Here is a 19751-nt window from a genome sequence, read left to right as displayed (position 1 = left end):
TTGGGCTCTAAAGGCCTTGTTTATCAATTTTCGCGTAAACGTGAATAAAAATATATATTTTGTTTATTAAAAATATGAATAACAAGTGAATTTTATTAATTTTGGCCTTTACTCAATTAGTTATAAAAAATATAATATTTAGTTTACATGGAAAGAGGAGAAATCTTAAAAGTTATTGAAAAGCATTTGGCTAAGTCCGTACCGGGTATTGCCGCAGGAATTGACCCTGAAAAAAAATTCACAGATTACGGTGCTAACAGTTTAGATATCGTAGAAATTGTTTCAGGATCTATGCGTGAGCTGAAAGTAAAAATACCACGTACCGAATTATCAGACATTCAGAACATTTCTGGATTAATTGACAAATTCGAAGCATTTGCACCTAAAACTGCATAATTATGAGTTTCCCGGATTTCTCAGGTAAGGTTGTACTTATTACCGGTGGAACCAGGGGTATAGGTTTAGAAACAGGGCTCTCCTTTGGAAAAAGGGGAGCCTTGTGCGTACTTACATACAGCTGGGGAGACCATGATGAGCAAGCTATACTTAACCGCTTCAAGGAAGTAGGAGCTCCTACACCGATGTTAATTCAGGCGGATGTAGTGAATAATGACGACACAACGGCATTATTAAATAAAATAAAAGAACGCGCGTCAAAGGTTGATATATTTATTAGTAACGTAGCCGTTGCTGCTTCTGTTAGGAGTTTTGATGATCTTTCTTTAAAAGGATTAAAACAAAGTATTTCGTATTCAACATGGCCAATGGTTGGCTATACAAAAGAAATTTATAAAGTTTTTGGTGTATATCCCAAGTATATTTTAGGAATGTCATCAACAGGCCCTGATAATTATTCCATGGGTTACGATTACGTTGCAGCTTCTAAATCTTTGATCGAATTATTTGCTAAATATCTTAATTACCATCTTCGTGGACACGATGTTTGTGTAAATGTTGTGCGTTCTCGTGCAATAAAAACAAAATCTTTAGAAGATACATTTGGTAAAGATTTAGCAGAATTTGTAGAAAAATTTATGCCAGATAATTTCTGGATTTTACCAGAAGAATTGTCGGAAGCCATTGTTGGTCTTTGTTCTGGTTATTGTGATGCCATTAGTGGCGAAACAGTTACCGTTGATAAAGGCACGACCTTCTTCGATAATTTGATGGAAATTTATAACCGATCTCAAAAAAACAAACTTAAATCAGCTTAGTTATGTCAACAATTGATGAAACAATGTCGAAGCACCTTCAGGATAATTTTTCGAATTATACCTACGACATGTTTATGATGAATATGTCTTCTGAATTAGAAGAAATGGATTTATTTTCAGAGTGGGTAGATATTCTTAATAAGAAAGATCTTTACACCTTTGAAGCTGTGCGCTCTGCGGCACAAAAAACAGAAATAGATTTAGCGAGACAAAATGGTGAGAATGTTCACATTATAAATTTATCGAGCTACAATTATCTTGGTTTCAGTTACCATCCAGATGTTATCAAAGCAGCACAGGATGCGGTGGGAAGATACGGTCTTGGTGCTTCTAGTTCTCCTGTTATTAGTGGAACGTATTTAGTGCACAAACAATTGGAAGAAGCACTTGTGAATTTCTTTGGTTTGCCTGATCGCGGGGTTTCTTTGTTTACAGCTGGATACAGCGTAAACTTAGGAGCAATTTCTGCTTTTATTAAGCCGGGTAATCATGTGGTAATGGATGAAGCTTCACATATGTCAATCATCGAAGGTGCAAAACTTTCAGGTGGTGAAATGACGTATTTTAAGCACAACGACATGGCGCACTTAGAAGAAATTCTTAAAAAAGTGTGTGATGGATTTACACGTGTATTAATTTGTATTGAAGGATTGTATAGTGGAGATGGAGATTATGGAAATGTAAAAGGAGTTGTTGAACTCGCAAAAAAATACGGAGCGTATACTTTGGTGGATGAAGCACATTCAGCTTTAGTTGCTGGAGAACATGGCAGAGGCGTTTGCGAAATGCAAGGTGTTTTAGCCGATGTAGATCTTTATGTGATGACATTTAGCAAAGCGTTTGGTGGAGTTGGAGGAGGCGTGTATGGAAAAAAAGAAATTATCCAATACATGAACTGGTATGCAAAATGCAGAATGTTCTCTTGTGCTTTAGATCCTGCTGTTACAGGTGGAATGGCGAAAGTGGTCGAATTAGCTGGTACTGAACTTGGAAAAGAAAGAAGATTAAGAATTAAGGATAATGCAAATTATTTTAGAAGTTTACTTCAAGACAAAGTGCATGTGGGGGGAAATGATTCGTGGGTAGTAATTGTAAACTTTGGTAACGAGGCGAAGACATTAAATCTAAACGATTTTTTACAACGTGAAGGATTAGATACAAGTATCATTCAGTTTCCTGCGGTACCTAAAGGTGGAGCTAGAATCCGCATGTTTGTTACTTCAGAGCATACACACGCACAATTGGATAAAGCAGCAGATATTATTTTACGTGCCGCTGAAAAATTTGATTTCTTAAAAAAATAATTTATGGAAAAAGTTGCATTAGTTACCGGAGGCTCATCCGGACTAGGATACGCACTAGCAGAATTACTTGGTAAAGACGGTTACTCTGTTGTAATTGTAGCCAGAAATCAGGAAAAAATTACGGCTTCGGTTGCAAAATTAGCAGCGCAAAATATAAAAGCAAAAGGAATTTCTTGTGACATCACAGATGAAGCAGGCTTGAAAAAGGTAGCTGAACAAGTTAAGTCGGAGTACGGAAAAATTGACTACCTGGTTTTAAACGCGGGTGTTGTGACTACTAAATTGGTTTCTGATTATACAAGTGCTTCAGAAATGAAACAAGATCTTGAAATTGATTTATGGGGAACGATTCTTTCTGCGCATACCTTTTTACCTTTATTGGTAAGCGGTACTAAAGTGCTGATGATTTCTTCAGGCTTTGGTTTAATGGGTGCTGCGGGTTACTCTATGTATTGCGCTGCGAAGGCCGGTGTAATTAATTTTGGCGAATGTTTACGTCGCGAATTACTAAGCAAAAAAATAAATGTTTACGTAGCTTGTCCTGGTGACATGGATACACCTCAGTTTCACAATGAGGTAAAAAATGCACCGGAGTGGATGAAAAAAGAAACACCGCGTAAATTGATGAAAACAGAAGAGGTTGCCGTTAAAATATTAAAACAAGCAAAAGGCTCTAAAAAATATTTAATCGTTCCTTCGGGCGATGTAAATCTTTTAGTTGTGTTGAGTAAAATTCTTCCACGAAAATTCAGAGATTCTTTATTAGACGGAATGTTCCCGAGACCTTAGTACTTACAATTCTTATTGAGTAATATTTGACAGGCAGTTTTTTAACTGTCTGTTTTTTTTGCTGATAGCGATGGTAAATAAAATTATGTTATAAACATGATTTTATTAATTCAGGAACTTATAGATCAAATTCAAATTATTGGTAGGAATTACAAATTCCTTGAGATGCCTTTTACCGCAGGATTGCAAATCCTTCGGAGCGCGGGAGGTTAAGGCTTGTGTATTGGCCAAAGCATTGGTTTAAATATAAACAAGATTTTGGAGTTTTGCCGCTACGTTTCATAGCAGCATATCGGCTATTTCTTAACCGTTAAATCACATAAAATTTTTTTCATTAACACGGCTTTTTCTTCCTTTCTGGTTGTGATTTCCGTTTTTTGTGAGTTTATCTTTTAATAAAAGTTATGGTTTTATTTATTCCATTGATTTCAACTGTATATACGCTCTGAGACCTTAAATTTAATAGTGTCCTGATCTCCTTTGGTATAACGATAAATTGTCCATTGGAAACGTATCCACAAAAATGCCCTATAAATTTTTTCTGTCCACCTTGAATTGTTACATAAATTTCTTCTCCCATAAGCCTCTTACCAAATACCTGTTTTACTAAATTTGGCAGACAAATTGGCATTATTTTATTCTTTGGCACTTTTGTTAAAAGTGATTGAGGATACTTTTTCAAACGATGATTAATCAAATTTATGCGACTTTCCTTACTAGCAAATCCAATTACTTTGTATAGACCTATAATCTTGCCTAATTCGCTACCATTTGACGTTTGCTGTTCAGTTCTTTCAAAAATTTTATCTTTCTCCGTTGAATTTAAAGTAAAGTCCGTCGAGCTTTTAATAGCTTTAATTATCTTTTCAACTTCTGTATGATAACTGTCCCCGATAAAATTCAGTTTATCATTTTTTAGAGTAAAGGTGATTTTAGAAAAATCTGCTCTAAATAAATCCTGGAGACCTTTGGGAATATCCGTTTTCCTTAATAGAACTGGAATAATTTTTCTTAATGTTTTTTTATCAAAATTTTTAATAGCCTCATTAATTTCAGCCTCTACCCACTCACTGCCTTTAATATTATCGGAAAGTATGACTAAAAAATGGGAAGACGAACCTAAACCCAACATTAAGGAATCATAAAGTTTGTCTCCTACTTTGAGTTCGTCTTCATCAATCCAAGTATCTATTTCATTAAGGTCTAAATCTTCTTTCAGTTTTCTAACAAATGCTTTATCCTTACTACTGTGTGATATGAAAGCTTTTAATTTCGCCATAGCTATATAAAAAATTAAGAATGTTTGGCCTTATCTCCTAAAATCGCTTCTCCCTTTACAAACCAAGAAAGCCCAAAAAACCATAAGGCAACTGCCTCGCACCAAAACACAGGTTTTAAATCGTAAAGATCGCATTTTGGATGAGGTAGTAAATAAGCAATAATTATTAAAACACACATTATCATAACTATTCCGCAAAACTTATAGATTTTATTTCTTGTTTTTTTTTCAAGTGTCCAATTTTCCTTTTTTTTGTCACTTTCTGTAAACAGAAATAAAGAAAAAAATGCGAGTGTCAGGAAGAAACCGCAAGCGCAAGCCAGATGTATGTAGCCTATAGTATCTGTATTGGACAAGCATATTCCTGGTGTTTTATATGTTGTTGGGAAAAACGCAACACCTAAACCGCAAATACTAGCGATTTTACTGGCTATAAAATCCCTTTTATCTTTTTTGTTATAACCGTTATAAGAAAATAGAAACAAGGATGTCATACAAAGTGTTCCGACAAAAAAGTCTCGCATTCCGGTATGATAATAATGACTTATGGAAATTTGCAATTCCTCACGCTTTACTAGGGAATAAATTATCAGACCGATTGGCTGTATAATTCCTAGCAATCCTGTCAGCCATCTTAACGTCATATAATTAATGACAAGTTGATTTTTTTCTTCTACGGATTCAGACATAATCTTAAATGGTTAGTAAGTAATTTTCAAAAAAATAAAACGCTGAGAACAAAAGAAATGGGAGTCGATTCAAATGTATGATTTTTTTGTAAAGAAAAAAGAGCTGGTTTGCCGACACTTTTTTTGATTTTTAAACTCTAGTTGTGCTTTCGATCTCTTTTATTCCTTTGTCTGATATGCAAGCTGAAAACTCTCTTGGCCTGAATAATTCACCCTTAACCAAGTGGTTTTGAATCAAAAAATTCCCTACTTCAGTAAGTGAAAATCCATGCATGAAGATTATCTCAGATAAATTATATCTTTTTATTTCTCCATCCGATTTATAGCGACCAAAAAAGTACTCTAAAATATCTCGTTTAACTTTAGCATAATGTTGTTTCATTCTACTTCCCATATTACAAAAATGAACTGTTTTTTATTAAAAACAAAAAATCATGAACTTTAAGAGCGACTCTTCAGAAACATTCATTTAATTTTTTTGGTTTAATACGTTATTAATAGATTACCCTTATCTTTAAAATACCAAAACAGGATTTAAATAATAAGTATGTCAACAGGAACTGTTACAGTGAGGTTGAGACCTATCAAGTTTGCATTTATTGTAGATTATAAAAAAAACAACGATCTATTAGACGTTATTAAGGCAAACACATTTTTGTGGGCTGGACAGCACAATGCCGTTATTCCTTTTTTCAAAAGAATCCCTAATGTTCTTAAAGACACCTTGAAAGGTATAACCACTGAAGAATTCATTGAAAACTATATCGAAACCTTTGATCCAGACATAATCGTTAATGTAAATCAGGTCGATCTTAAGAAAATTAACTTTAGAGGGCGAAAAGTTATAAATTTTAAAGAAATTCTTGATGGATTAGAAAGGACTGCTTTACCGAAATATGGTATTGGTTTATTTGAAATATTAGAACAATATGTGACTGATGAATTTAAATTTGTTCCGAAATATCCGCCAAAGATTACCATTCCTGAATTTGACTCTAGTGCGGAACTACTTCTTTCTGCTATTTTCGGTGTAATGCCAGACAAAGTGGAAAAATCTTTTTGGACAAGCTTTTCGAAACTCTTAGATGCAAAAAAGGAGGTGGTTAGCACTTCGAATTTTGGTAAATTTCTTACTCGATCCGATTTGTTTTTGAGGCGGCTTTCGTTTCTTTACATAAAAAATGATTTCAAAATTAATCGTGAAGAGAGTCAATGTATTTTATTTGTTGATAGTAAAAATGCACTTGATGTGATAACCTATTGGAATTTGAGGGCTTTAGGATGGAGAATAATTCCTATTCCGAAGCAAAGTTACAGATCTCAAGAAACTAAAGAATTAATCGTTAAATTTATTGAAGAACACTATGAAGTATTTAGCGCTAATCCAAATGTATTTAGAACTGCAAAAGTCATAAAGGCGCCTGGGGTTGAGAAGCATGAATTTGATACATTCATAAAATATTTAAAAGAGATCGTAAATCCCAGCCTTAATTTAAGTAGCCCAAAATTTCTTGTTCAGGCTTTGATACCCAGAATGTGGTTGAAATGGTCTCACACTTCTGATTTTATTCATAACATTGACCTAATGGCAGATGAAAAGAGAACCGAGCTAACTGTACAAAAGGAGAGGATTGAAGTAGAGGTGCTTGCACCTAAATTTTTTAATTATGACTTTCCAAGAAGTGGGGAGTATTATTTTGTAAATGAAATAAACTATAACTTATACAGTTCCTCTGCTCTGAATGCCGAAGTGATACCTCAAGGAATAAAAAACCACTTATTCAGTTACACAAGCTTTAGAGATGAATGGCGAATTTCGAAAAATGGAGTTTTATATTTAGCAAATAATTATGAAAGGAATGTAGGCTTTTTAATTCCTAAAGCTGATGAAATAATGATTAGTTGGTTTAAGCAATCAGGGTTTATTGCGGAAAAGTCTTATGCGGGGAGACTTACCGAACAAATGTACTTTCAACTGGAAGGTAAATACGGAGTTATGCTAACAATTGGAAGAGAAGGGATAGTAGATCTTTTGGATCAGTTTAAAAACAACATCCACCTAAAAGCATCAGAGGTGCTAGGTAAATTAAAAAAGATAATTCAAATTCAGAAATTGTTCTTTAAAGCTAGTGATTTGATGCAACAATTAACTGATAAAAAAATATTTGAATTAGGTTTTGAGATTCAATGTCCAATATGTACACAAAGGAATTGGTATGCGTTAAACAGTTTAGCGGAAGAATTAAGATGCTATAAATGTCTGTCAACTTTTACAACCCCTGTTCATAGTCCAAGTGAAATTGTAACGGCATATAAATCTAAAGGCCCTTTTGGATTACCGAATCGTTCCTATGGAGCTTACAGTGTATTATTATCACATAATTTTTTCACGTTGCATGCTCACTATCCAACGACTTCGCTTTTTAGCTTTAATATCAAAGGTATAGAAATAAAAAACTCAATTGAAGTTGATTTAGGTCTTTTTTTTCAAGAAAACCGTTTTGGGGTTTCTGAAACATATTTAGTTTTGGCAGAATGTAAAACGAATAATGATTTTGAAGCTAACGATTTTAAAAAGATGAAAATTTTGAATGGCCTATTCCCTGGGTCGATTTTACTTTTCGCTACTTTAAAAAATCACTTAAATGATAAAGAAAAAAAGGGGATTAGAACGCTGATAGATTCAATTAACAGAAAGTCTAAAAAAATCACAAAAAATGGAAATGTACTCATACTTACAAAAACAGAATTGGTTGCATATCATCAACCTCCTTATTGCTGGAGTAATGAAATTAGAGGGCGTTACGAAGGAATTAGCTCTGTTAACAATAATATAATTGGGTTATGTAATGCAACACAAGAAATTTATTTGAAATGATAACAGTATCACTAAGCCCTCTGTTGACCATAAAGAACCATCTCCCCAGCACCACCCCAACGCTCGCTCCGCAGGTTCCGATAACTATCGGAATGCAATCCTGCGGTATACACTGCACAGACTTCGGATTTTTAATCCACATAAACCCTTATCATTCGTTGGAGTAGACATACTACTTCTATTAAACTTTCCATTCCATGATAATTAATGTTGATGAATACAAGCGGCCCTTCTTTCCTACTTCTTCTGAATATTAAGCTACAGTGTAGCGAAGTTTTGAGACTTAAGGATATATATCTTCAGTGACTTTCTACATTAAGGTAGTTTTGTACCATTTCAATAGCTTCTACCGTCAATATATGCTTTAAAGTGTGTGTGAAAATTTGTATCTTTATAAAGCATAAAATTAAATTTCATGAACCTTTCTGCCGAAAAATTAAAACTTACTCAACTAATTTTAAACATAGAGAGCAAAGATTTGATTGAGAAAATAAAAAATCTTATCAAAACTGAGGATGCTGATCTTTGGGATGAACTCAACGATAAAGTAAAGGCAGATGTTGAATTTGCTTTGATGGAACTCGACAATGGTGATGGTATTTCAAATGATCAAGTCATGGAAAAGTATGAGAAATGGCTAAAAAAATAGTTTGGTCTACAAGAGCAATTTCCAGTTTTGATAAAATAATAGCGTATCTCGAAAAAAAATGGACATGAAAGGAAATTTAAAAAGGTCATGAAAAAAATGGAAGTTCTGGGGGTTCGAATTCCTATTTCTCCGCCCAAATAGCATTAAAAGATAATAATTTTGTTCAATAATAAAGAAATGCAAAATATGAGAACGAAAAGTAAAATTGGTTTTCTTGTTATGATAGTGTGCCTTTTAACTATTAGCACGGCTTGCAGAAAGGATAAACTGCCTGATGATTTAGAACCTATAAAAGAATTATTTGATGGGGATGGTGTTTGGTATGTTGATAAATACATTGCTAACGGACTAGATTCTTCAGCTTATGCATTCCCTTCTTTAAACTCTAATAAAGAGATAGCTCGTATGGTCTTTAAAAGTAAAAAGGCTAAAGATTATCCTAGCCCTATTGTGAACGGAACCGGTTATGAAAACCTATTTGAATACAAGTCAGGCGAAAATGGACTTAAGTTTTTTAATGGAATATCAGATTGCGATAATCATACAGAAGGCGGTTGCGCCATGAATGTTTTTAGGCTATGGTGCGGGGGTTCGTATTGGATAATTACCTCGCTTAGCAAAAACAGAATTGAAATGAGTTGCAAGCATGACGGCCTGTATAACCGCGACATAGCAGGTAATTATAATCTTGTTTTAGTGAAATGATAAATAGAAAGAACATAGCCGCCTTAGTTTATTTTTCAATTACTATTTTATTTTTTACTAATCGTGAAAAAATTCCGCTCCGCAGGTTCTTATAACTATCGTTTTGTAATCCTGCGGCCTAAGTAAAATCTGAATTTTTAATTCACTTAAACCCTTATCATTCGTTGGGGTAAGCACATTACTTTTATTAAACTTTCTTTTCCTTGATAATTAATGCTGATGAATGCAAGCACTCTTTTGGCTTCGTGGCAAATCTAGATTTTATTGAAGATTTTTTTATTATAATTATTTAATAAATAAAATATTTGCTCTTAAACTCTCAATCACTTTTTTTGGGAGCATATGTAGTATTGCGTAATACGGCATTTGAAACACCCCGCTGGTTATTGTAACCTGCAGAGCAAGGAGGTTTCCGTAATTCAATATGTATGGAAAAGGTTTTAAATTCAAAAAATATAGGGGTTATAGTTGTTAAATTACGATGCAATAAATTTTTGTGTTTAGATTGATATTTTTATTATCTTAGAAATACATTAAATCCTAAACTATGGGGAAAGAAAATTACTTTCAATCCTGTGGCTGTAAGAGCATAATTGCCACTAGGAATTTATCTCTCAATTTCGCGATTCTGCTCGCAGGGAATTCATACTCACAGAAGGCTTTGACTTTTAAGCCTTGCAGAGTTATGGGCGCCATTGGTTCTGCGCAATTACAAACCAAAAACTCTCACTCAACAAGTAACCTTATGAGATCTGTAACCGTTTATAAACAAAACAGAGAACAGTTTGTCTTGCCTGCACCAGGTATATGGATCACAGAAACGCGTATTACAGGGCATTACAACCCGAGTGGTGGCGGTAGTCCTGGTGCAGACTAGTGTAGTGACAGATTAAAAATTGAAAACAGTAATTCCCTCAAACTAAAACAAACAGTATCATGAAAAAAAATATTTACAAATTATTTTCAAACGCAAAACGAGGATTTTTTGCCCTTGCATTGATCATTTTTTTGGGTACGGCATACTCACAAACAACCTACACTTTCGTGTACACAGGAAGTTCACAAAACATATCCCTCCCGGCAGGTAATTATTCAATAGAGTGTTGGGGTGCCGATGGCGGAAAGGGTTATCAAACAAGTCAAATTGCCAATAGTGGCAGAGGAGGATATTCTTCTGGTATCCTTAATCTAACGATTGGACAAACTATATATATTTATGCAGGCGGAGCGGGAACAGACGCTAACGGTACAACGGTAGGACAAATTTGTGCCGGGGGATTCAATGGTGGTGGTGCGTCTGGTGCAAATAATTATGTTACTACAACATCATACCGTGCCGGCGGCGGTGGCGGTGGTACTGATGTACGTGTTGGAGGTACTGCGCTAAGCAACCGTGTTATTGTTGCTGGTGCTGGTGGTGGCGGCGTTTATAGCATTTCTTATCCAGGTGGAAATGGAGGAGGAGCATCAGGAGGAAACGGTGGAAATACTTACAATGGAGGCGGTGGCACACAGCTTGCAGGCGGACTCGCTAGTGGAAGCACTGGTAATATAATTGGAACAAACGGAGCATTGGGTTTAGGTGGAGATGGAGGTACAGCAGCTTCTAAGTCTGGCGGCGGCGGTGGCGGCGGCGGTTATTATGGTGGTGGTGGCGGTGCTACTGGCAATAGTTCATCATCGCAAGGCGGTGGTGGTGGTGGCTCTGGCTACATTGGTGGAGTAACTAGTGGTACAACTATTATGTTCGGTCAAACCGGTTATGTTGCCAATCCAGATCTTACAGGAAACGGCAGAGTGCTCATTACAGAGTTATGCAGCATTACCATCTTTTCTTCAGGAACCAATACTTCAAACCCTTCAATTTGCAGCGGACAATCACTCACCCTTACAACCAATGCAACAAGCAATTATTCATGGAGTACGGGACAGACTACCAGTTCTATTGTAGTGGCGCCAACCACCAATACGGTTTATTCTCTTGCAGCAACAAGTTCTTTAGCCTGTAATGCAAATGCCAGTAAAAGTGTCAGCGTAACTTCCGGCCTGCCTGTCATGAGTATCTCAAACCCTAGCAATACTATTTGTCCAGGTCAAACGGCAACCCTAACTGCCAGTGGCGCTGCAACCTATACATGGATGAATTCTGGAGTTGTAAACGGACAATCGTTTACGCCGTCTTCAACTACTATTTACACGGTTAACGGACAAAACCCTTGTGGCGTAGCGTCTGCCACCACTGCTATAACCGTGACACCGGTTCAGATAACTGTTTCTGCCACCTCTACGTTGGTATGCCAAGGTGTAACAACTACTTTAACAGCGGCATCTTCGGTGAGCAATTATACCTGGTATCCGACTAACAGTACTGGGATTACCGCCATTATAGCTCCAGCAAGCAGTATGGTATATACTGTATTCGGATCGGATGGAACTTGTTCAGGAACTGAAACTGTGACAATAAACACGAAGCCCAGTCCCACCATTACCATTGTAAGTAGCGCTCCGGCTGTTTGTGAAGGACAATCCTTAACCATGAGCGTTAATGGAGCGAGTACATACACATGGATGCCGGGGAATGTGAATGGGAACACAATCACAGTCAGTCCTTCCACTTCAACGTTATATGTTGTTACTGGCGAGAATACGGTGGGTTGTACTTCTACACAGCAGCAGTTGGTGGTTGTCGATTCTCCTCCTATAATAAATATCAATGCAAATCCAACTTTATTGTGTTCAGGTGCAACTGCAACAATCACTGCAAGTGGAGGCGATTCTTATGTATGGACAGGTGGTCCTTCAACAGCCATCTACGTAACCACGGTGAATGCCACAACAGTTTTTACCGTAACAGGTAGTCATATTACCAATACCTGCACAACTGAAAAAACGGTTACCATCTCGGCTATTGTTCCGAATCTCACATTACCGACCAATACCAATGTATGTGCCGGAAAAAGCGTAACGGTATTCGCCAGCGGCGCCAATAATTATTCCTGGAATTCCACATCTACCGGAAACATTGGTGTTTACACTACACAACCTGCTCAAAGCCTAATAGTAACGCTAATAGCTACGACAAGTACTTTGTCTGTTAATTGTCCTGTTACCCATACCTTCGCTATCGTAGTAAATCCGCTTCCTACTTTGTCAGTTTCGCCGCAACGGGAAACCATTTGCAAAAACGAAACCAATACACTTTCTGTTAGCGGAGCTCAGAATTATACCTGGACTGGAGGTAGCAGTAATAGTATATTGATCATCACACCTACTATCACCGGACAAACATATACAGTTTTGGGAATTGATGCCAATGGTTGTGATAATACAACTTCCTATCAGGCAATTGTGAGTTCCTGCACAGGACTTAGCGAGGTTTCAAAAAGCCTAACAGGTATTCTTGTTTATCCTAATCCGAGTGAAGGAAACTTTAGCATTCAATCAGACAGACCTCTTGAGCTATTGCTGATAAATGCTTTAGGACAAAAGACCAGTGTTATCAGTCTCAATGTGGAAAATAATTTCAAATATGAAGTAAGGGATTTAATACCAGGTATTTATTTTGTAGCTGATCAAAACAGCTCTTCAAATAATGCTACAAAAATCATCGTCCATTGATTTACCGAGAATAAAATAAAAAAGGCCGTCCATTTGGATGGCCTTTTTTATTTTCTTATTCTCGTCTTGAAAATAAGTTGACACCAAAACAACTTATTTATGGAAAAACAATGAAACAAAGAAACGACGCAGTCAGGAACAGTAAAATAAATCGATTGAAACAACTAACATTTCTTAATAAATATTCGCCAGTTTCTGAAGGTGTTATTAAATTGATTACTGAGAGTGGAAGTTTTCATTCATACAATAAGAATGAACTAATATTAGCAGAAGGTAAATACAACGCTTTTGAGTATTTTAAATTAGACTGTATTTCTCATTGATAAGAAAGATATTCACGCATTTTTTAATTCATTTTAAGCTCTTGTCATTCGTCGAGGTAAACACATTGCTTCTATAAAACTTTCTATTCCATGGTAATTAATTGTATATGATTGGTTATTATCATATATTCAAATACAATGAAACCTTTATTTTTCTGACAGTATTAAATGAGTAATAAAAGCATCTTTTGATTTTTTTTCAAAAAAAACTTCTATCCACCCAAAGGTTCGCATCGCAATAAATATTTCAAAATTTAAAATTCAACGTGCGTATTTGAGTAGTTTGAATTCATAATTATGAAGAAATATTATTTATTGATTTATTTCAGTTTATTAAACTCAGTTGAATTTCGTCAATTTTAAACATTAGCATTCATCAACTTTTTGAAAAATAAAAATTGACGCATGTCAATTTTATTTTCTGTAACATCGTCTGTATATATAATAAAATAGGTAGTTACAGCGGGTATAGTTTTTTTCTAATAAAAAAAATTAAACAAATTTTATGAATGTGTTTTTGGTGTCGACTTATTTTTTTTAATAAGTTTGTTTAAGTACGATCTATTTTAATAACAATTTAATATTTTACACATGAAAAAAAATTACCAAATCACGAAAGTGTTTTTCGCCTGTTTACTGCTTTTTAGTATAAAGGCTTTTGCACAATTATCAGGAGTTGTTACCATTAACGATGCAGCACCTGCATCAGTAACAAATTTTACAAGTTTTACTGCGTTTGCAACCGCACTAAATTCAGGTGGGGTTACAGGGCCATTAACTGTAAATGTTGATCCTTCTTCAGGACCTTATGTTGAACAAGTTAGTTTTACGCAAGCGTCTGGTATTTCTTCAACTAATACCGTTACCATTAACGGAAATGGCCGTGTATTAACTTTTGGTGCGACCTCCTCTAGTAATCGTCATACATTGGTTTTAAACGGCGCGGACTACATGTTCTTTAATAATTTAAATATTATTGGAACAAGTTCAAGTTATGGTTTAGTGGTTCATTTATGGAATCAGGCTAACAACAATGAATTTCTTAGTTGTACCATCACGGCTCCAATAAATTCGAGCTCATCAAATTTTGTACCATTTTCTATTAGTGGTTCTGGTACGAGTGCTACGAGTTCAGGAAATTCGGGTAACAATAATGTGGTGAATTCATGTACGATTACAGGTGGATACTACAATACCGTTATTTATGGTAATTCTGGTACCCCTAAAAATACAGGCAATAAAGTAATAAATTCCAACTTAACAGAATTTTATTATTATGGTTTACGTAATTATTACAGCGAAAATACAATTGTAAGTAGCAACATTATCGATCGGCCTACGCGTAGTTCGGTTTCAACTTTTTATGGTATTTACTGTGGAGCAGGAACCATCGATGCACTAATAAATGGAAATCACATTAGAAATCCATTTGGAGTTTCGCCAACGAGTGTATCTACTGGTTATGGGATTTATTTTTCTTCTTCAGCATCTTCTGGTCACGAAAATTTAATAGCAAATAACATTATTTCAGATATTAGTTCAAATGGTACTTTTTATGGAATCTATGTTAATACATATACTTATAATAAAATTTATCATAATACTGTAATCATAGATGGGCCAGGTAACACTTCAGGCACTACTTATGGTATTTATTCAAGTACGTCAACCAGTCCTGTTCACAATAACATTGTAGTAATTGATCGTGCAGGTAGTGGTACTAAATATTGTTTATATACAAGTTCTTCATCAAGTGCATGGAATTCTGATCACAATGTTTTTAATATGTTATCTACTTCAGGAACAAATGGTCTTGTTTATGCTGGCACAAATTACACGAGTTTAGCAACTTGGCAAGCAGTTTCTTCTCACGATATGGGAAGCTCTGAAGCAGATCCAGTATTTAGTAATCCTGCTGGTTGGGATTTCGCGCCAACTGCTACAGTGGTTAACAATATGTGCCCTCCATTAGAAATTGCAACTGATTTTAGTTTAAACGCGAGGAGTGCCTTGTTTCCTGATCCGGGTGCTGTTGAGGCGTTTAACACACCGTGTGTGGGAACTCCTGGTCCAAACTCTTTTGTTACACCAACTGTGGCTTTTTGCCCTGGTATGGTACTCGATCTTGAATTATTAAATAGCGGATCTTATTTGAATTCAGGATATACAATTTCATGGCAAACAGCAACGGCTTCTGCTGTTGGCCCTTTTACCTCTGTTTCGGGAGCTACTTTAAATAGTTATAATACTGGTCCAATTCTTCAAACAATTCATTACAGAGCGGTAATTACCTGTACAGCCGGTTCAAGTTATACAACTACTTCGCAATCAGTAAACGTAGCACCGGTTACAACTAGTGTTGTTCCTTACCATGAAGGTTTCGAAACACTTGCTTTAAATGAACTTCCAAATTGTTCTTGGGCTGCAAGTAGTATTGGTACTAGTAACCTTACTTATACTGCTCCTTATGGAAATAACAGAGTTCCGCATAATGGCAGTAATTTTGCTTCTTTCTCTAGCTCACCATCTGGAACTAGTTACTTCTACACTAACGGTATTCAACTAGTTGCCGGAATTACCTATTCTGCTTCCATGTGGTATATTACAGAGTCAGGTTTTAATGATTGGGCAGATTTGTCTATCATGGTAGGCGCAGGACAAACCCCTGCTGGTATGGTAACCGTTGCGTCAACAGGTGGTACTGTAACACCTATACTTTACACACCGCTTTCAAATACATTTGTAGTACCTCTTTCGGGCTTATATTACGTTGCCGTGAAAGCTACTTCTGGTGCAGGTGTAGCGCCATATTTAACCTGGGATGATTTAAGCATTACAATTCCTTGTGAAATTAATGGACCTAACTTATCAATCAATGCAAGCGCCACTACAATTTGTTCTGGGCAAAACGTTTTATTAACAGGTGTTGGTGCAGACTCTTATTTATGGAGTGGTGGTCAAACATCTACGGTAGGTCTTTTTTCTCCAACTTACCCACAAACATATACGCTTACAGGGTTTAATGCACTTAGTGGATGCACAACAACTCTGAGTCAAAAGATCAATGTTATGCCTTCCCCTCAAGTGACGGCGTTTGTAAATGGTCCAACAGGTTGCGCTGGACAAACTGTTAACTTAGTGGCTTACGGTGGAGGTAATTACTTTTGGAATACTGGCGCACAAGGTGCATCAACTTTTGTTGCTCCAGACGTAACTACAACTTATTCGGTAATTGGTACAAATTCTTTAGGTTGTGCAGGTACTGCAATAATTCAGGTTTCTGTGAGTCCTGCTCCTAATATCACGGTGTTAATTTCTAAAACACAATTGTGTAATGGAGATCAATTAACCTTAACAGGGTCTGGTGCCGGAACATATAATTGGCTAACGAGTTTCAACTCTTCTCAAACTGGTAATCCTTTAACAATAAATCCAAATGCTTCGGCAACTTATACGGTTATTGGAACAGACAACAAAGGCTGTGAAGGAGAAACAACTGTAAGTTTCGCCGTTGAAGAGTGTACAGGTTTGACTAAATTATCGAGTTCAAATGTTTCAAAACTTTACCCTAATCCAACTCATGGTGTTTTTGCTATCGAGTTAAATAAACCAGCAAGCAAAATAGAAATAAGTGATTTAACGGGTCGCGTAATTTCATCTTACCAGAATGTTGAAGGAAAAGTTAGTTTTGATATCAATGCGTTTGCTAATGGCATTTATTATGTCAAAATAACTCAGACAGATTCTTATGAGGTTGTTAAGCTTATTAAAAGCAATAACTAAATTTTAAGTATAGAAACTTCTCCCAGATTATATCAGGAGAAGTTTCTATTTTAATCTGTAACATATACAGTAACAAAATTAGTGTTGCAAAATGTTCGATCTTAATCACAAATTTCTATTCAATAACCAATTTTTTAGCGCTGCGTACATTATCAACTTTAATATTCACAAAATAAATACCGCTTGATAAACCGCTTAAGTCTATAGTGATTGAATTAGAACCTGTTTGCGCTTGTGACTGAATAGTTCTTACTAGTTGTCCGACAGTATTTAGTACATCAATTTGAACTTTTGAGGTGTTAATCAGGTTAATATTCACAGTAACATTATTTTTAGCAGGGTTAGGAAAAATAGAACTGTTGTTTATACTGTTAGCTGTATTTTCTGCTATTCCAATGAGTGTTGATGTGTTTGCAAAAGACAAAGGAGAACAAGAGTACCAATGTGTATTTTCTGATAAGGATGTATATGGATTACTATTTGTGATAGTCATAGGAACCATAGCTGTAATAGTAGTTGACGTTTTTGAAATTAATTTAAATTTCGGCGAAACAAAATGCCACATAGCACGGTAGGAGATGTTTGAAGAAGCGTCAGAAGTTAAATCTAATTCTGTAGGACTCAAAAGTGCTGCGCTTACATCATACAAACGCGTTTTGATATTTGGCATAGTGTTAAATTTTTTTTGATTGGTTGTAAGAGATGTATCTGACTCAGCCCAACTGTATAATAAATGCTGGCCATCAGGAGTACGGCTCATTTGTATTCGGGCACCAATCTGCTCTTTATTATCCCATGGATTATCATTGTTACCTGGAGCAACCTGAGTAGACATAGAATCAATTAACAGATGCGACCATGATGGGTTTGCGTTGGATCCATCATAAACAAAATCATACAAATACGGTCTTCTGCCTGGTATATGGCGCCACAAATATTGTTCAGTGGTGAATTCATTGTAGATTTTAAGCGAATCGAGGTGACCGCTTTTGTGCCCTAAAAGTGTAGTAAAAATATGTAATTTATTATTGGCGTCTACAGTACAATCCATTCCTTCAAACCACGGAAAACATGGAATTTTTAGTGTAGGGTTTACGTTAATGGGTTCTAATCGGTCTCTTAAATCAGAATAGGCAGAAGAGTTAAAGTCAATACTACTTTCCAAAGACCAGGTTGAACCACTGTTAGTTGTTTTATAAACGATTGGTTGCAATCCAACATTTGATGCGTTAGCACCTATTCTTGAACCCATAATTACAATGTAGCCTACAGTTCCCAATTCGTTCCAGGCCATCAAAAAAGGTGAACTTAGATTACGTGTTCCATCGATAGCAACTGTTACCGGGGGAGAAAAGGCTTTTCCTGCCCAGTCAAAAACTCCGTTGTTAAATGTTCCAGTCATTAACATCACAGCTGTATCAGAGCTAGCACCCATGTGAGCCAATACTCTCATTTTGCCATCATCAGTAGCCGTAAAATCGTAAATTGCTAAATAGTGGTTGCCTGGTACATTTGGAGGAAGTGGCCCATTATTTGACATTACCTGCACGGCATTCGTTACAGTGCTGGGTGCATTATTATAATTAGTGGTTCCCAGTTGTTTGCTGGCATAAAAATTTCCTACCCAACTATCGGCAGCGACACTCGTTGTAGGTCCTGCGCCAACAAAATAAGCGTTGCTCATATTTGTATTAACAGGTGATGAAGGTGGATTGTAAATTGCACCGCTAGGAAAACGCCCCCAGTATAAATCATTGGCATAAAGAGCTGTACTGTCCCAATGATTACCACAATCTAGCGTTATATGAACAACCATTGCTCCATTTGCAGCATCTGCAGACGGTAAGGGTGAAGGATTATAACCAGCACCCTTCCGGTGTATAAAAGTTACAGCGTCTAGGTCATCATTCCATTGTAATGGTTTACAATAGGAATATAAAACCCCATAAATGTTCATTGAGCTTGTAAAACTATGCCAGGTAGTTGTTGAACTTAGTTTTGAGCCACTACGAATAGGTAATGTTGTTTGATTTACAGGATTAATTTTAGCAGAAGGTATACCTTCGTTAAAATATTTAATATCTGTAATTAATTTGAAATTCACTATGCCTGCTGGCTTGGAGCTAATTACAGTTTGTGAAAGAATACTTGTTGCTGCAAACAAGACCACTATTAGTAGCATGTGTTTTTTCATATGAGATTGGGTTTAAAGTTTTTTAAAAATAGTTATTATCAATACTGGTTTAGACAAGAAATGTATATGTGGCTGCAATCAACGTATAAATGTACTTAAAATCGAAGTTCAGGTTGGAAATGTCTAGTTAAAAAAGAACAGGAGATTTCTTATTGGCTAAAAGTAAAAGGACTTGCTCTTAAGTTAAAATACAATTATTCATATAACCATCAATCATGATTCAAAAAAATCTTTTAAAAAAATCACCACCCCGATATAGACAGGAAGGTCTTTGGCAATTAAAGAGGTTGGACAACTTTGTGAAAGGTTTCTGTTGTCTAACTGCC

Annotated in this window: 15 protein-coding genes; 11 read left to right on the top strand and 4 right to left on the bottom strand. The window is 35.9% G+C overall.

Translation table 11 applies throughout. The annotated features are described in order from the left end of the window. Positions 1-147 precede the first annotated feature (147 nt). From P2086_RS16445 to P2086_RS16430, 4 genes are read left to right on the top strand one after another with little or no spacing between them, the layout of a single operon-like run. Complete coding sequence (locus tag P2086_RS16445; RefSeq protein ID WP_317897848.1) at positions 148-396, top strand: phosphopantetheine-binding protein; 249 nt, start codon at positions 148-150, stop codon at positions 394-396. Between the two features lie 2 nt (positions 397-398). After that, entirely contained in the window at positions 399-1214 is an 816-nt protein-coding gene (locus P2086_RS16440) for an SDR family oxidoreductase (protein ID WP_317897847.1), read from the top strand. A 2-nt stretch (positions 1215-1216) separates the two neighbouring features. Beyond that, positions 1217-2518, top strand: a complete 1302-nt coding sequence (locus P2086_RS16435) for an aminotransferase class I/II-fold pyridoxal phosphate-dependent enzyme (protein WP_317897846.1) — start codon at positions 1217-1219, stop codon at positions 2516-2518. 3 nt (positions 2519-2521) lie between these two features. Further along, positions 2522-3307 (top strand): SDR family NAD(P)-dependent oxidoreductase, encoded by a 786-nt coding sequence (locus P2086_RS16430; protein WP_317897845.1) that lies wholly within the window; start codon positions 2522-2524, stop codon positions 3305-3307. A 385-nt stretch (positions 3308-3692) separates the two neighbouring features. On the opposite strand, the gene P2086_RS16425 is transcribed toward P2086_RS16430, so the two are convergent. The 3 genes from P2086_RS16425 to P2086_RS16415 form a co-directional block, all read right to left on the bottom strand. Then, positions 3693-4586 carry a toll/interleukin-1 receptor domain-containing protein gene (locus P2086_RS16425; RefSeq protein ID WP_317897844.1) on the bottom strand — a complete coding sequence of 298 codons (894 nt, stop codon included), beginning with the start codon at positions 4584-4586 and terminating at the stop codon, positions 3693-3695. A gap of 14 nt (positions 4587-4600) precedes the next feature. Then, positions 4601-5275, bottom strand: coding sequence for a hypothetical protein (locus tag P2086_RS16420; RefSeq protein WP_317897843.1), 675 nt, complete (start codon positions 5273-5275; stop codon positions 4601-4603). 130 nt (positions 5276-5405) lie between these two features. After that, a complete protein-coding gene (locus tag P2086_RS16415; RefSeq protein ID WP_317897842.1) occupies positions 5406-5669 on the bottom strand; it encodes a hypothetical protein in 264 nt (87 codons plus the stop codon). A 153-nt stretch (positions 5670-5822) separates the two neighbouring features. Here P2086_RS16415 and P2086_RS16410 point away from each other — a divergent pair, with 153 nt between their 5' ends. From P2086_RS16410 to P2086_RS16380, 7 genes are all read left to right on the top strand, one after another. Further along, a complete protein-coding gene (locus tag P2086_RS16410; RefSeq protein WP_317897841.1) occupies positions 5823-8153 on the top strand; it encodes a hypothetical protein in 2331 nt (776 codons plus the stop codon). Between the two features lie 415 nt (positions 8154-8568). Continuing rightward, positions 8569-8802: a hypothetical protein gene (locus P2086_RS16405; RefSeq protein ID WP_317897840.1), complete on the top strand. Its 234-nt coding sequence runs from the start codon at positions 8569-8571 to the stop codon at positions 8800-8802. Between the two features lie 186 nt (positions 8803-8988). Further along, positions 8989-9507: a hypothetical protein gene (locus tag P2086_RS16400; protein WP_317897839.1), complete on the top strand. Its 519-nt coding sequence runs from the start codon at positions 8989-8991 to the stop codon at positions 9505-9507. A gap of 547 nt (positions 9508-10054) precedes the next feature. After that, positions 10055-10384, top strand: a complete 330-nt coding sequence (locus tag P2086_RS16395; protein WP_317897838.1) for a hypothetical protein — start codon at positions 10055-10057, stop codon at positions 10382-10384. Positions 10385-10443: 59 nt separating this feature from the next. Next, a complete protein-coding gene (locus tag P2086_RS16390) occupies positions 10444-13125 on the top strand; it encodes a glycine-rich protein (RefSeq protein WP_317897837.1) in 2682 nt (893 codons plus the stop codon). Positions 13126-13235: 110 nt separating this feature from the next. Continuing rightward, on the top strand, positions 13236-13448 hold the full coding sequence (locus P2086_RS16385; RefSeq protein ID WP_317897836.1) for a hypothetical protein: 213 nt from the start codon (positions 13236-13238) through the stop codon (positions 13446-13448). 591 nt (positions 13449-14039) lie between these two features. Then, a complete protein-coding gene (locus tag P2086_RS16380) occupies positions 14040-17231 on the top strand; it encodes a T9SS type A sorting domain-containing protein (protein ID WP_317897835.1) in 3192 nt (1063 codons plus the stop codon). A 115-nt stretch (positions 17232-17346) separates the two neighbouring features. Here P2086_RS16380 and P2086_RS16375 read toward each other — a convergent pair whose 3' ends face one another. Next, positions 17347-19425: a T9SS type A sorting domain-containing protein gene (locus P2086_RS16375; protein ID WP_317897834.1), complete on the bottom strand. Its 2079-nt coding sequence runs from the start codon at positions 19423-19425 to the stop codon at positions 17347-17349. Positions 19426-19751: the final 326 nt, after the last annotated feature.

This window comes from Aurantibacillus circumpalustris (genome assembly GCF_029625215.1).
In the GTDB taxonomy this organism is placed as follows: Bacteria; Bacteroidota; Bacteroidia; order B-17B0; family Aurantibacillaceae; genus Aurantibacillus; species Aurantibacillus circumpalustris.
The sequence above is the reverse complement of the archived record's forward strand: the minus strand, read 5'-3'. Positions and strand labels throughout refer to the sequence as shown.